Below are 14,315 nucleotides of genomic sequence, written 5' to 3' on the forward strand. Positions count from 1 at the left end.
ACCGGAGCCGCCGCCCACATGTCCCTTCATCTATACCAACAATGAGAATGAACCGCACCGGCGCCAATTCCTCCCCCTCTTGCAAGGTGGGTGGGACCGGTTCCGATGTTGCGGTAAACCGCGCTGCACCGATTGGCGAAGCGCCGTTGACGAGGGGCTATCTATGAGAGGTCGACGGCGCCGTCAACCGCTCTTTGCACTTTTGTTGCGGTCATCGGCGAAACGCCCGAAAACTGTGGGTTTCTTAACGCCTGTCAGGCAGTGGTCGGGCATGTCGGCGATCGAAAATCAGCTGTCCGCGAGTCACGACGAGGGCGTTTTCCGCGAGTCATCGACGGAGAAGGACAACGAACCGTCCGCGACCGCCCGTATTCGGTCGGCGGTCATCTGGCGGTCCGGGAGCCAGATCGTCGGACAGGTGGTGATGTGGTCGTCGACGTTCCTGGTGCTGCGGCTGCTGACCCCTGGCGACTATGGGCTGTTTGCGATGACGCAGGTCGTGATCGCGCTCGCGCAGCTCCTGAACGGCTATAGTTTCGCCGCGTCGCTGGTCCAGGCGGAGACGCTCGACCCGAAGCGCGCCGGTCAGGTGTTCGGGTTCCTGATCGTGATGAACGGAGCGATGGCGATCGGCCAGTTCATCGCCGCGCCCTATGCGGCCGAATATTTTCACCAGCCGCTGCTGGCGGCGATGCTGCGCGTGCAATGCCTGCTGCATCTGACAACACCGTTCATCATCATGCCGCAGGCGTTGCTCAGCCGCGCCATCGATTTCCGCACGCAGGGCCGTGCCAATCTGATCGCGGCCGCCGCGGGCGCGATCACCGCGCCGATCTGCGCACTCGCCGGGCTGGGGGTTTGGACGCTGGTGTTTGCGCCGCTCGCGCTGTTCGCGACACGTGCGCTGCTGCTCGGCGTCCTTGGCCGCTGGTGGATCCGCCCGCGGTTCGGCTGGACGGGCGCAGGCGCAATCCTGGGCTTCGGCGGTACCGTGCTGGTCAGCGACATCCTGTGGTTCGTTCAGAATCAAGCAGACGTGTTCATCGCCGGCCGCCGCTTCGACGCGCATATGCTCGGGCTGTATTCGGAGGGGCTGTTCCTGACGCAGATCCTCGTCAACAAATTCGTGCCTGCGCTCAACGAGGTCGCCTTTCCCGCCTATGCGCGGATGCAGGCCGATCGCGGCGCGGTCGCCTGGAGCTTTGCCAAGGCGCTGTCGATCATCATGCTGCTGTCGTTGCCCTGCTATGTCGGGCTAGCGGTGGTCGCAGAGCCGCTGGTGCTGACGGCGATGGGCCCGCGATGGGCGGATGCGATCCCGCTGGTCCGGATCCTCGCGTTCGCGATGCCGTTCGTCACGCTGCATGTCCTGTATCCGCCGGCGACCAATGCGCTGGGGCGTCCCAGAATCGGAGCGATCTCGTCGGCGGCGGGGGCGTTGCTGCTGCCCATCGGCTTTGCGATCGGGGTCCGACACGGCCCGCTCGGCATGGCCTGGGCGTGGGTGATCGTGATGCCGATGCTGGTGCTGATCTCGAGCAGCCTGTCGCTGCCCGTGATCGGCCTGCGCTGGAGCCAGTTGGCGCGCGCGGTCCTGCCGCCGCTCGCCGCGGCCTTGGCGATGGGCGCGATCGTCTATGGCGTCGATCGGACATTGCCGCCTATGGCGCCCCTCGCCCGGCTGGGATCGCTGATCCCGGTCGGCATCATCGCCTATGCGGGCTTCGTCGCGCTGTTCGCGCGACCGATTGCGCGGCAGACTTTGGCGATGATGCGCGGTCGGCGCGCGCCGTCGGTCTGCTGATCGTTCAGTTCCCCGCGATATAGTTCCGCATCGCGTCGGCTTCCGCTTCGATCCGGTCGATCCGCAGCTTGACCAGATCGCCGATCGATACGACCCCGACGACCGCGCCATTCTCGACCACGGGCAGATGCCGGATTCGGCGTTTGGTCATCAGCGCGAGCGCGGACAGGATCGAGGTGTCGCGCTCGACGGTCAGCACCGGCGCGGTCATCACCTCGGACACCTTGCGATCGAGCACCGACGCGCCTTCGGTCGCTAGCCGGTAGATCACGTCGCGCTCGGAAAACACGCCCTCGACCGTGCCACCACCGATCACCGGCACCGCGCCGATCCGTCGTTCGGCGAGCAGCTGGATCACCTCGCTCACCCGCCGGTCGGGCCCGACGGAGATGATGTCCCCGCCCTTCGCCTGAAGTATCGATGCGATCGTCATGTCGGCATCCTCTTGCAGATCCGGACTCTGCGATCCGGAGGCTTGATGATCCCATGCCTGCGGCGCAAAGGGAAGCCATGCCGAGACCCGACCCCGTGCCGACGCCGCGGATCGCCAACGCCCATGCCTGGGCGCGCTACCGACGGATCATGCGGTGGATGACGCTGCTCGCGCTCGGCTGCGTGGGCGTGACGCTCGCCTATTTCCGCTTCGGCGGAGCGCCGGTGCCGATCAACATGGTGATCGCGGGCTCGCTGGGCGTGTTCCTGACGGTGATGGTCGGCACGGGCCTGATGAGCCTCGTCTTCCTGTCCGCAGGCAGCGGCCACGACGAGGCGGTCGAGGATCCGTTCGACCAACGCGGCTGAGAGGCACCAGACGCAAGAACGGGCGCCGCTGTTTTAAGCGACGCCCCTTCTCGCTTTACACAAGCCGTCGCTCAAGCGGCGACGGTGCTGTCCTCAGAGGCGGCAGGGCGACGCGTGCGACGCTTGCGGGGCGCGGGTGCCTCCTCGTCATTGCCGTTCGCGGCCTCGGGCTCGGGTGCGGCGAAGGCAGGCGGCAGGCGATCGACTTCGATCCGCTGCGGTGCTTCCTCGCTTGCCGTATCCGCCTCGGGACGCCGCCGTGGACGACCACGACGCGGACGCGGTGCTTCGTCGGTCTGCGACTCGGGCTCACGGGCCTCGACGACTGCCGCAGGCTGACGCGGCGCGGACGCCTCCGGCTGCACGGCGGCGGCCTGTTCGATGCGCGGCTGATATTCGCGGCGCGGCTGGCGATCCTCGCGCGGCCGACGCTCTTCGCGCGGCGGGCGATCGTCGCGCGCTTGGCGCTCCTCGCGGGGCTGGCGGTCTTCGCGCTGCGGCTGCGGCTCGCGGGGCGGGCGCTGATCGCGGCCGTCGCGCTGCTGCTGCTGCTCGCCCTGATAACGATGTTCGCGATCGTCGCGCATATCGCGTTGTTGCAGCGCCTGCTGCTGCGGCGCCTCGGCGCGGACGGGCTCGCCATCATCGCCATATTCGTCGCTGTCGCCATTATCGTCGAAGTCGTTGAGATCGTAGCGATTCTGACGATTCTGGTTCTGCTGCTGGCCTTGCCCTTGGCCCTGCTCCTCGAAGCGGGCGCGGGTCTCGGCGAGCACCCGGAAATAATGATCCGCGAACTGGAGATAATATTCGGTCATCACCCGGTCGCCCTGGGTCTGGGCGTCCCGCGCGAGATTGCGGTATTTCTCGTGGAGCTGGACGGCATTGCCGCGCGCCCGATTGTCGATCCGGTTGCCTCGATCGGAACCGTTGGTGTTCGGTCCCCGCACTTGCGTGCCGCCGCGGCCACGGCGACGGCCGTTTTGCCGATTATTGATCAACGTTTCCGAGTCCTCGTTCCTGGTGGTTGAAACGCACCACTCCTGCCGGTCTCGTTCCGGCCGCTCGTCCGGGCCCTCCCGGCGATTCGCTGATGCCGTCCAAGACCTGTGCGTCGCCAAGCGGGCGCGCGAGCTCCGCGCACCATCCCGCGTTGCCACCCCGCAGGGGCTGCAGGCCATCGGTTTCGGCATGGAGCCGCAGCGCGAAAGCCGATGCTTCGATGCTGTGAGGCCCCTGTTCCTTTGTTCGATGTAGTGTGGCCGTGCGACAAATCCAAGCGGAATATGCGCCAAATCAGTGGGTGACGACGATGCACCGGTCACGGCCGGCAAGATCGTGGCGGATTTGCACCACCAAGTCCTCGACTTGCAGCAGCGCGGAGACCGCCGGACCCTGGGTCGCCCCGATTTCGATGCAGGCGACGCCACCCGGTGCGAGTTGGGCCGGCAGCAGCGGTGCGAGCGCATGATAGTCGTCGAGGCCATCGCTGCCCGCGAACAGCGCGCCATGCGGTTCATGCTCGACGACATCGCGGGGCAGCGGATCGGCGGTGGCGATGTAAGGCGGGTTGCACAGGATGAGATCGAACCGTTCGCCCGTGCCCTGCCAGCCGCCGACGATGATCTGCGCGCGGCCAGCCATCGCCAAGGCCTCGGCATTGGCGCGGGCGATGGCGAGCGCCGGCTCGGCGCGATCGATCCCCACCCCGGTGGCAAGCGGCCATTCGCTGAGCGCGGCGAGCAGCAGCGCGCCCGATCCGGTGCCGAGATCGAGGATACGGCGCGGACCTGGCGTTCCGGCGAAATGCGCGACCGCGGCCTCGATCAGCGTCTCGCTGTCCGGCCGCGGAATCAGCACGCCTGGCGCGACGGTAAGGTCGATCGTCCAGAAGGCGCGCGTACCGGTGATGTAGGCGAGCGGTTCGCCGGCGGCGCGGCGAGCGACGAGAGCGTCAAATGCGCCCCCTATCCCGTTCGTACCGGACGAGGTCGCGGCACTCGTTCCCGGTAGCGCTCCCTCCCGATCTCCCTCGACGCCGCTCGGCACGAACGGAGGAGAATGCCTGTCCAGCCCACCGAGCAGCATCGCCTCGCGTGTCTCGCCGAGCGCGTGCGCCATCAGCAGCTCGGCATCGAGCCGCGGCGTCTCGGACGTCGTCGCGAGCCGCGCCGCGGCCGCACCGATCGCCGCCGCCAGGCTGCTGCCCTCAGCCGACATCGTCCAGCGCCGCGAGACGCCCGGCCTCGTCTTCCGCGATCAGCGCGCCGACCAGCTCGTCCATCTGGCCTTGGAGGATCTCCGGCAGGCGGTGGAGCGTCAGGTTAATGCGGTGGTCGGTCACCCGACCCTGCGGGAAATTATAGGTGCGGATCCGCTCGGAGCGGTCGCCCGACCCGACCATCGACTTACGCGCACCCGCCCGCGCATCGGCGAGGCGGCTGCGCTCGAGTTCGTACAATCGAGCGCGCAAGACCTTGAGCGCCTTGGCCTTGTTCTTGTGCTGGCTCTTCTCGTCCTGCTGGATGACGACGAGCCCCGAGGGCAGATGCGTGATCCGCACCGCGCTGTCCGTGGTGTTGACCGACTGGCCGCCCGGACCCGACGAGCGATAGACGTCGATCCGGAGGTCCTTGTCCTCGATCTTGACGTCGACCTCCTCGGCCTCGGGCAGGACCGCGACTGTCGCCGCGCTGGTGTGAATACGGCCGCCGCTTTCGGTGACGGGCACGCGCTGGACGCGGTGGACCCCGCTCTCGAACTTGAGACGCGCGAACACGCCCTGCCCTGAGACCGAGGCGACCACCTCCTTGAAGCCCCCCATCTCGGCGGCGCTCGCGGACATCATCTCGACGCGCCAGCCCTGCGCCTCGGCGAAGCGCTGGTACATGCGGAACAGATCGCCCGCGAACAGCGCCGCCTCGTCGCCGCCGGTGCCGGCGCGAATCTCGAGGATCGCCGAGCGTTCGTCGGCGGCATCGCGCGGCAGCAGCGCGAGCGCCAGACCGCGCTCGGCCTCGGGCAGGTGCGTCCTGATCGCCTCGACCTCTTCGGCCGCCATCGCGCGGATGTCGGGATCGCTGTCCTCGACCATCGCGGCAAGCACGCCAAGCTCGGCGCGCAGCCGGCGCACTTCGGCGGCCGCCCGCGCGACCGGCTCGATCTCGGCATAATGCTTGGAGAGCTGGACGAACTGGTCGGCTGCGAGATCGCCGCGCGCCATCGTCGCCTGCAACTCGTCGCGGCGGGCTTCGATCTGGGCGATGCGTGCGGCGGAGATCGAGCTCATGCGACCGATACGCGTGCCGAAGACCGAAGTGCCGTCAGCGTCTCCTCGAAGCCCAGGGCGTGCTCGCCGAGCATCTTCAACCGTTCGACCGGCTGGCCGTCGATCCGACGGATCGACACGAGCGCGCGGGGGTCCGCCTTGACGGCCTTGTCGTAGCGCTTTTTCGGAGCCCCGGTGATGACATTGCCGGCGGCATAGCCTGCATTCCTGAATATTTGGGTAGCGGCGATCGCTTCGGTGACGACGCTATCGTCCTCCGCAACCACGATGACGTCGGCGCGCGCCACCGCGGGGGCGTCGATCAGCATCGCCAGCCGCTCGATCCCCGCCGCCCAGCCGACCGCCGGCGTCGACGGCCCGCCGAGCGTCTCGATCAGGCCGTCATAGCGCCCGCCGCCGAGCACCGTGCCCTGCGCGCCGAGCCGATCGGTGACGAACTCGAATGCGGTGTGACGATAATAATCGAGCCCGCGCACCAGCCGCGCGTTGCGCGTCCAGGCAACACCCGCCGCGTCGAGCCCGCGGGTGACCGCCGCGAAGAACGCCCCCGCCTCGACGGACATATGCGCATCGATATCGGGCGCGGCGTCGGCGATCGGGCGGTCCTGCGGATCCTTGCTGTCGAGGATGCGCAGCGGATTCTTGTCGAGACGCGCGAGACTGTCCTCCGAGAGGTCGCCGCGATGCGCCTCGAAATGCGCGACCAGCGCGGCACGCCACGCATCCCGCGTCGCGGTGTCGCCGAGCGAGTTGAGCTGCAGCGTCACCCCGTCGGAGACGCCTAATTCGCGTAGCAGATGGTCCGCCATCACCAGCAGTTCGACGTCGGCGCTCGGCTCCGCCGTGCCGATCACCTCGGCATCGATCTGGTGGAACTGGCGGTAGCGGCCCTTCTGCGGGCGCTCGTAACGGAACAGCGGGCCGTGCGTCGCCAGCTTGAGCGGCGCGAACTGCTGCCAGCCATTGCCCAAATACGCCCGGGCGATGCCTGCGGTAAATTCGGGCCGCAGCGTCACCGAATCGCCGCCGCGATCGTCGAACGAATACATCTCCTTCGAGACGACGTCGGTGGTCTCGCCAAGCGAGCGCGAGAACACGGCGGTCGGCTCGATGATCGGCACTTCGACGCGCTGAAAGCCATATAAACCGCGGACCCGTTCGAAGCTGGCCACCACCGCGGCATGGCGACGCGCCTCCTCGCCGAACAGGTCTTGCGTGCCACGGATGCGCTGGGGAGTTTCGGTTGGGCTCATGGAGGCGGCGTCCTAGAGTAAAACAGGCGAAGACAAAATATCCTTCGCACCGTCATCATTGCGGCTTGAGCGGCCGCAAACCGCCCGCTATCCCGCCCAACCATGAACATCGACCTCATCCCCACCGGCGCGAATCCGCCCCACGAACTCAACGTCATCATCGAGGTCCCCGTCGGCGGCGAGCCGGTGAAGTACGAGTTCGACAAGAAGTCGGGTGCGCTGTTCGTCGATCGCATCCTGCACACGCCGATGCGCTACCCGGCGAATTACGGCTTCGTGCCGCACACGCTGTCGCCCGATGGCGATCCGCTCGATGCGCTGGTGATCGCGCGCTCGCCCTTCATCCCCGGCAGCGTCGTGCGCGTGCGCCCGATCGCGGTGCTGCGCCTCGAGGACGAGGCCGGCGGCGACGAGAAGCTGATCACCGTCCCCGACGACAAGACCTTCCCTTATTATCACGACGTCGGCGAGAAGGGCGACCTGCCCGAGATCGTGATGCAGCAGATCGAGCATTTCTTCACGCATTACAAAGATTTGGAAAAGACCAAGTGGGTGCGGATCGGCTCGTGGGGCGATGCCGACGAGGCCCGCACCGTGGTGCTTGAGGCGATCGAGGCGGCGGCCAAGCGCAAGGCCGAGACCGGCGACGACGCAGGCGCCACCAAGCTCTGAAATATCTGAAATATTGTTGCGCGCTCTGGACGATACGGTCCGGGCGCGCGATGATCGGCGTCATCCAGCCGTAATGGAGACGCTCCCTCGATGACCAGATTTGCCTGCGCGCTTGCCGGCGCCGCCCCGCTCGCGCTTATCCTCGGCGCCTCCGCCGCTGCCGCGCAATGGCAACAGCCCGCGACCAACACGCTGCCGCAGCCGGTCACCATCACCGACACCATCCCCGCCCCCAAGGACGTCGCCTATCCGGGCGGCCCGATCCAGCTTGCGGTCGATGCGACCGACGTCGCGCGCGGCATCTATCAGGTCCAGGAGACGATTCCCGTCGCCGCCACCGGGCCGATGACGCTGCTCTATCCGAAGTGGCTGCCCGGCACGCACAGCCCGACCGGCCCGATCTCCAAGCTCGACGGACTCGTCATCACTGCCGACGGCAAGCAGATTCCCTGGGTGCGCGACACGATTGACGTCTACGCCTTCCATGTCGATGTCCCGGCCGGCACCAAGTCGCTGGGCGCGAGCTTCAAGTTCCTGACGCCGACCGCAGGCAATCAGGGCCGCATCCTGACCACGCCCGACATGCTCAGCCTCGAATGGGACAGCGTCTCGCTCTATCCGGCGGGCTATTTCGTCCGCGACATCCCCATCTCGGTCAGCGTCACCTATCCGACCGGCTGGAAGTCCGCGACCGCACTCGCCCCCGGCCTGTCGGGCGACCACGTCACCTATCCCACGGTCGATTACGAGACGCTGGTCGATTCGCCCGCGATCGCGGGGCGCAACATGCGGTCCGACCTGCTCGCCCCCGGCGTCCATCTCGACATCGCCGCCGACCGTCCCGACCAGCTCGTCGCCACCCCCGAGCAGATCGATGCGCACAAGCGCCTCGTCCAGCAGGCGGTGCGCGTGTTCGGCGCGCAGCATTACGACCATTATGACTTCCTGCTGACGCTGTCCGACACGCTCGGCGGCGAGGGCCTCGAGCATCATCGCTCGTCGGAGGACGGCACCGACGCCGACTATTTCACCGACTGGGAGTCGAACCCGGCGGCACGCAACCTGCTGCCGCACGAGTTCACGCACAGCTGGGACGGCAAATATCGCCGCCCCGCCGACCTGTGGACCCCCGACTACCGCACCCCGATGCAGGACACCTTGCTGTGGGTCTATGAAGGGCAGACCCAATATTGGGGCTATATCCTCCAGGCGCGCTCGGGCCTCGTCTCCAAGCAGGACACGCTCGACGCGCTGGCGTCGACCGCGGCCTATTATGAGAATTCGCCCGCCAAGGCGTGGCGCACGGTCGAGGACACCACCAACGATCCCTCGATGTCGCAGCGCCGCCCGCTGGCATGGCGCAACTATCAATGGTCCGAGGATTATTACGAGGCCGGCAAGCTGGTTTGGCTCGATGCCGACCAGCTGATCCGCGAGAAGACCGGTGGCAAGAAGTCGCTCGACGATTTCGCGCGCACCTTCTTCGGCGTGCGCGACCGCGACTGGGGCGTGCTGCCCTACACATTCGACGACGTGGTGGCGGCGCTCAACAAAGTGATGCCCTATGATTGGGCGACCTTCCTCAACACGCGGATCAACCAGGTGAAGCCTGCCGCGACGCTCGATTGGATCGCGCGCGGCGGCTACAAGCTGACCTATACCGACAAGGCGAGCAGCTATTGGAAGTCCAACGAGAAGCGCCGCAAGGGCACCGATCTCAGCTACTCGATCGGGCTGACGATGGGCAAGGACGGCGCCATCTCGGGCGTGTCGTGGGGCGGCCCGGCCTTCACCGCAGGGATCACGCCCGGCTCGAAGCTGATCGCGGTCAACGGCCGCAATTATGACAGCGACGGGCTCAAGGCGGCGATCACCGACGCCAAGGGCGGCACCACGCCGATCCACCTGCTGATCCAGCAGTCCGACCAGGTCCGCGACGTCGCGGTGACCTGGAATGGCGGCCTGCGCTATCCGACGCTGGTCAAGGTCGGCAAGGGCGAGACCGGGCTCGACAAGCTGCTCGAACCAAAGAAGTAAGCGACGCGCCCGTCATCGCACCCCGGGCTCGACCCGGGGACAGCGATGGCGGGACGCGCGGATGCCATCGCCGAGTGACATTTCCCGCGGCAATCGCGCGCGAGCCCGCTATGCTGGCGCCATGACCAGCACACTCCGCCTCGGCAACCGCGTCGCGCCCGCGCGCTTCCTCGTCTTCCTCGCGATCCTGATCGTCGGCAGCGCAATCCTGATGCCGTCGATCGGCTGGCGGCACGGGATCATGGCGAGCTTCGACATCGCCGCCGCCATCTTCCTGGTCTCGCTGAAGCCCGTGATCGAGACGCCGCACGCGCAGGGCATGCGAGACCATGCCGCGCGCAACGATGCCAACCGCGCGTTGCTGCTCGTGGTCACCGCCGCGGTGATGCTCGCCATCCTCGTCTCGGTCGGCTCCGAGCTGGTCGAGAAGGGTTCGCCCAAGCCCGGCGCGATCGCGCTGATCATCGGGACGCTCGTCCTGTCCTGGCTGTTCACCAACACCGCCTATGCGCTCCATTATGCGCACATGTTCTACAGCCAGGGCGACACCGACGGCGACGGCACCGAGGAGGACCAGCAGGGCCTCTGCTTCCCCAAGACCGACGAGCCCAATTATTGGGACTTCATCTATTACAGCTTCACGCTCGGCATGACCTTCCAGACCTCCGACGTCGACACCACCAACACGCGGATGCGGATCGTCACCATCTTCCACTGCCTCGCCGCCTTCGTGTTCAACATCGGCGTGCTGGCGTTCACGATCAACGTGCTCGGCGGCGGCTAACCCGCCACCGTCGCCGACAGAGCCAACCGCGCGATCGCCTCGCCCTCGAGCCGCCACGGCTGCCAGCCCTCCGAGCGCCGCGCGCCGATCCGCTCGTAGAAGCGCATCGCCTCCTCGTTCCAGTCGAGCACCGCCCAGTCCATCCGCGCGCAGCCGCGTGCCATCGCCTCCTCGGCGAGCGCGACCATCAGCGCCTGCGCGACCCCCGAGCGGCGCTCGCCCGGATCGACGAACAGATCCTCGAGATAGAGGCCGGGTCGTCCCGTCCAGGTCGAGTAGTTGAGGAACCACAGCGCCAGCCCGACCGCGCGGCCGTCACGTGTCGCGAGATGCGCGCGGACGTGGCCGCCTTCGCCGAACAGGTTGTCGGTCAGCATTGCCTCGGTCGCGACGACGGCATCGGGCTCGCGCTCGAAATCGGCGAGCGCGCGGATCATGCGCAGGATCTCGGGCTCGTCGCCGGGCTGCGCGGCGCGGATCGCGACGGTCATCGGACCGGCCGCGGCCGAAGTTGACGAAGTTGACAGCGTGGAAGGCAAAACGCGGACTCCGAGGGGACGAATCAGGACCCTGGCAGGCGAAATCCTATTTTGGAAGCGGCTTTGGGATGTGCCTGACGCTCGTGGGTGCGGCTTCGGGCTTGACGCGGGGGGCGCAACCCAGTTCGGCCGCTGGATCGCCACGGCGCTACGCGCCCCGCAACGACGTGCCGCTACGCGGCCCTGTTGCGGACGTTCCGGCGTCGTCCCTCCAGCCTTGAGCCGCGTCGCGCTGTCTGACGCCAGGCAAGAAGCGGGATCCCGGATCAAGTCGGGGATGACGAAGAGACACGACTGCTATCGCCCCATATGCGGACATTGGATTTTATCGTCACCCCGGCCTTGAGCCGGGGTCCAGCTTCTTGATCAAAGGGGTGAAGAAGCGGGACCCCGGGTCAAGCCCGGGGTGACGGGATCAGAGAGTGTCCGCAATCCACCAGGTCCAGACAATCCGCGCCACAATCCTACCGCGCCGACGGCTCCGACAGAAAGCCCACCTTCACCGCGCGGCCGGACTGTCGGATCGCAGAGACGACGGTGTCGACACAGCTATAGGGGATGCCGGTCAGGCCTTGCAGCTGCACCGCGCGCTGCCTGTCCGACAGCGCGCCGAGCAGCGCCGTCTTGCCCGCGTCGGTGGCGGGGTCGCCGGTCGGGATCCCGTCGACGCGCGCGCTGCACGCCTTGATCCGCGCGTCCCAGCCGAGATAGACCGTCTGGTGGCCGTCGGCCTCGACCGGCGCCACCGGCCCGACCGCCGCCGGCCCGGCCGTCGCCAGCCCGATCAGCAGCGCCGCGATCACTCGGCCGCCTGCAGCTCCGCGGAGGCCTTGTGCGCCTCGATCTCGGCGGCCTTGGCCTCGACCAGCTTGACGACATGATCGACCATGTCCTCATTCTGGATGACGTGATCGGTGATCCCCGAGAGGTAGATCATGTGCTTGCCATTGCCGCCGCCGGTGACGCCGATGTCGGTCTCGCGCGCCTCGCCAGGGCCGTTGACGACGCAGCCAAGCACCGACAGCGAGAGCGGCGTCGAGATATGCTTGAGCCGCTCCTCGAGCTTCTCGACGGTACGGATGACGTCGAAGCCCTGGCGCGCGCAGGACGGACAGGACACGACGCGCACGCCGCGGGTCCGCAGGCCGAGCGCCTTCAGCATCTCGTAGCCGACGCGGACCTCCTCCTCGGGCTCGGCCGAGAGCGACACGCGGATCGTGTCGCCGATCCCGAACCAGAGCAGCGAGCCCATGCCGATCGCCGACTTGACCGTGCCGCCGATCAGGCCGCCCGCCTCGGTGATGCCGAGATGCAGCGGGCAGTCGACGACCTCGGCGAGCTGCTGATAGGCGGCGACCGCGAGGAACAGGTCGGAGGCCTTCACCGCGACCTTATATTCGTGGAAATCGGCATCCTGGAGCAGCTTGATATGATCGAGCGCGCTCTCGACCAGCGCCTCGGGGCAGGGCTCGCCATATTTCTCGAGCAGGTCCTTCTCGAGGCTGCCGCCGTTGACGCCGATGCGGATCGCGCAGCCATTGGCCTTGGCGGCGTTGACCACTTCCTGGACACGCGCCGACGAGCCGATATTGCCCGGGTTGATGCGCAGGCAAGCCGCGCCCGCGTCCGCCGCCTCGAGCGCGCGCTTGTAGTGGAAATGAATGTCCGCAACGATCGGCACCTTGGCGGCGCGGACGATCTGCTTGAGCGCGGCGGTCGATTCCTCGTCGGGGCAGGAGACGCGGATGATGTCGACCCCGGCCTCCTCGCAGCGGCGGATCTGGTCGATCGTGCCCTTGATGTCGGTGGTCAGCGTGTTGGTCATCGTCTGCACGGAGATCGGCGCGTCGCCACCGACGGGGACGTTGCCGACCATGATCTGGCGGCTCTGGCGGCGGGTGATGTCGCGCCACGGACGAAGGGACATGGTTATACTCGCAGTTGTGTACGACGCCCTCTATAGGCCCTCGGCGTTACAAAAGTAAGCGCCGCCGACCTTACAAGCCCGTCATTCCCCGCGCAGGCGGGAATCGATACGCGCGACGCCCCTGGATGCGCACGGATGATGAGCGGACGCCGCGTTTACGGATCCCCGCCGGCGCGGGGATGACGGAAGGACAAAGAGATGAGTTGGACGTTGATGATCCACGGCGGCGCAGGCGCGATGCGGCGCGGCCATCTGAGCGAGGCCGACGAGCAGGCGGGTCGTGCCGGGCTGGCGGCGGCGCTCGACGCCGGGGCGGCGGTCCTGCGCACCGGCGGCGCGGCCCTCGATGCAGTCGAGGCGGCGGTGCGCGTGCTCGAGGACGATGCCGCCTTCAACGCCGGACGCGGATCGGTGTTCACTTGGGACGGCCGGATCGAATGCGACGCCGCGATCATGGACGGACAAACGCGTGACGCCGGCGCGGTCGCCAGCGTCTCGGCGACCCGCAACCCAGTGACGCTCGCGCGCGCGGTAATGACCGAGAGCGCGCATGTCCTGCTCTCGGGCGCGGGCGCCGACGCCTTCTCGGCCGAACACGGCCAGCCGCAGGCGGACCAGGCCTGGTTCGCGATCCCCGAACGCCGCCGCCAGCTCGACGAGATCAAGGCGCGGCCCGACGCCCCGTTCGATTCGGGGATGAAATACGGGACGGTCGGCGCGGTCGCGGTCGACGTCGACGGCCATGTCGCCGCCGCGACCTCGACCGGCGGGCTCACCGCCAAGCGCTGGGGCCGGATCGGCGATTCGCCGCTGATCGGCGCGGGCACCTATGCCGACGACCGCGCGGCGGCGATCAGCTGCACGGGCTCGGGCGAGCATTTTATCCGCCTCGCCTTCGCCCACGAATTCTCCGCACGGTTGCGGCTGACGGCGGAGGCGCCGGAGACGGTGGCCGCCGCGATGATCGATGAGCTCGGCGCGCTCGGCGGCAAGGGCGGCTTCATCGCGGTGCTGCCCGACGGCCGCGCCGTCCACGCGTTCAACACGCCGGGGATGTATCGCGCTGTGGTGGGGCATGATCGTGCGGCGGAGGTGGCGATCTTTGGAGACGAGGGCTGATCGCGTCACGATTGTCGTACAAAGTACATCATGGCGACTTAGCCGTTCCCCGGCGCAGGTCGGGGTCCAGGCCCGCGCTCTCCGGAACTG

The 14,315-nt window shown here is 67.6% G+C and carries 14 protein-coding genes; 6 read left to right on the forward strand and 8 right to left on the reverse strand.

The genetic code is table 11. The annotated features are described in order from the left end of the window. The first annotated feature begins 385 nt into the window (after positions 1-385). A complete protein-coding gene (locus Q0326_RS13050; RefSeq protein WP_298691248.1) occupies positions 386-1,804 on the forward strand; it encodes a lipopolysaccharide biosynthesis protein in 1,419 nt (472 codons plus the stop codon). Between the two features lie 4 nt (positions 1,805-1,808). On the opposite strand, the gene Q0326_RS13055 is transcribed toward Q0326_RS13050, so the two are convergent. After that, positions 1,809-2,237, reverse strand: coding sequence for a CBS domain-containing protein (locus Q0326_RS13055; protein WP_298691162.1), 429 nt, complete (start codon positions 2,235-2,237; stop codon positions 1,809-1,811). A 77-nt stretch (positions 2,238-2,314) separates the two neighbouring features. Between Q0326_RS13055 and Q0326_RS13060 the strand changes: the two genes are divergently transcribed. After that, positions 2,315-2,605 carry a hypothetical protein gene (locus tag Q0326_RS13060; RefSeq protein ID WP_298691165.1) on the forward strand — a complete coding sequence of 97 codons (291 nt, stop codon included), beginning with the start codon at positions 2,315-2,317 and terminating at the stop codon, positions 2,603-2,605. 71 nt (positions 2,606-2,676) lie between these two features. Here the strand turns inward: Q0326_RS13060 and Q0326_RS13065 are convergent, their stop codons facing one another. The 4 genes from Q0326_RS13065 to hisS form a co-directional block, all read right to left on the reverse strand. After that, complete coding sequence (locus Q0326_RS13065; RefSeq protein ID WP_363304117.1) at positions 2,677-3,726, reverse strand: DUF4167 domain-containing protein; 1,050 nt, start codon at positions 3,724-3,726, stop codon at positions 2,677-2,679. 175 nt (positions 3,727-3,901) lie between these two features. Then, complete coding sequence (gene prmC / locus Q0326_RS13070) at positions 3,902-4,825, reverse strand: peptide chain release factor N(5)-glutamine methyltransferase (protein WP_298691167.1); 924 nt, start codon at positions 4,823-4,825, stop codon at positions 3,902-3,904. After that, complete coding sequence (gene prfA / locus Q0326_RS13075) at positions 4,815-5,894, reverse strand: peptide chain release factor 1 (RefSeq protein WP_298691168.1); 1,080 nt, start codon at positions 5,892-5,894, stop codon at positions 4,815-4,817. Before prfA ends, prmC begins: the two co-directional genes overlap by 11 nt. Next, on the reverse strand, positions 5,891-7,147 hold the full coding sequence (hisS, locus tag Q0326_RS13080) for a histidine--tRNA ligase (protein ID WP_298691170.1): 1,257 nt from the start codon (positions 7,145-7,147) through the stop codon (positions 5,891-5,893). The genes prfA and hisS overlap by 4 nt, the downstream gene beginning before the upstream one ends. Positions 7,148-7,249: 102 nt before the next feature. On the opposite strand from hisS, the gene ppa reads away from it, so the two are divergent. From ppa to Q0326_RS13095, 3 genes are all read left to right on the forward strand, one after another. Next, on the forward strand, positions 7,250-7,819 hold the full coding sequence (ppa, locus tag Q0326_RS13085) for an inorganic diphosphatase (protein ID WP_298691172.1): 570 nt from the start codon (positions 7,250-7,252) through the stop codon (positions 7,817-7,819). A 90-nt stretch (positions 7,820-7,909) separates the two neighbouring features. Next, positions 7,910-9,856, forward strand: a complete 1,947-nt coding sequence (locus Q0326_RS13090; protein WP_298691174.1) for a peptidase M61 — start codon at positions 7,910-7,912, stop codon at positions 9,854-9,856. A gap of 121 nt (positions 9,857-9,977) precedes the next feature. Continuing rightward, positions 9,978-10,640, forward strand: a complete 663-nt coding sequence (locus Q0326_RS13095) for a DUF1345 domain-containing protein (protein ID WP_298691176.1) — start codon at positions 9,978-9,980, stop codon at positions 10,638-10,640. Here the strand turns inward: Q0326_RS13095 and Q0326_RS13100 are convergent. From Q0326_RS13100 to ispG, 3 genes are all read right to left on the reverse strand, one after another. Then, on the reverse strand, positions 10,637-11,131 hold the full coding sequence (locus tag Q0326_RS13100; protein ID WP_298691178.1) for a GNAT family N-acetyltransferase: 495 nt from the start codon (positions 11,129-11,131) through the stop codon (positions 10,637-10,639). The two genes, Q0326_RS13095 and Q0326_RS13100, sit on opposite strands and share 4 nt — an antisense overlap. A 512-nt stretch (positions 11,132-11,643) precedes the next feature. Next, the gene (locus Q0326_RS13105; protein WP_298691180.1) at positions 11,644-11,982 is read right to left on the reverse strand and encodes a hypothetical protein; all 339 of its coding nucleotides are present in this window, start codon (positions 11,980-11,982) and stop codon (positions 11,644-11,646) included. Then, the gene (ispG, locus tag Q0326_RS13110) at positions 11,979-13,106 is read right to left on the reverse strand and encodes a flavodoxin-dependent (E)-4-hydroxy-3-methylbut-2-enyl-diphosphate synthase (protein WP_298691182.1); all 1,128 of its coding nucleotides are present in this window, start codon (positions 13,104-13,106) and stop codon (positions 11,979-11,981) included. Before ispG ends, Q0326_RS13105 begins: the two co-directional genes overlap by 4 nt. A 198-nt stretch (positions 13,107-13,304) precedes the next feature. On the opposite strand from ispG, the gene Q0326_RS13115 reads away from it, so the two are divergent. Then, complete coding sequence (locus Q0326_RS13115) at positions 13,305-14,225, forward strand: isoaspartyl peptidase/L-asparaginase (RefSeq protein ID WP_298691184.1); 921 nt, start codon at positions 13,305-13,307, stop codon at positions 14,223-14,225. Positions 14,226-14,315 lie beyond the last annotated feature (90 nt).

Source organism: uncultured Sphingomonas sp., from assembly GCF_937859915.1.
GTDB lineage: Bacteria > Pseudomonadota > Alphaproteobacteria > Sphingomonadales > Sphingomonadaceae > Solisphingomonas.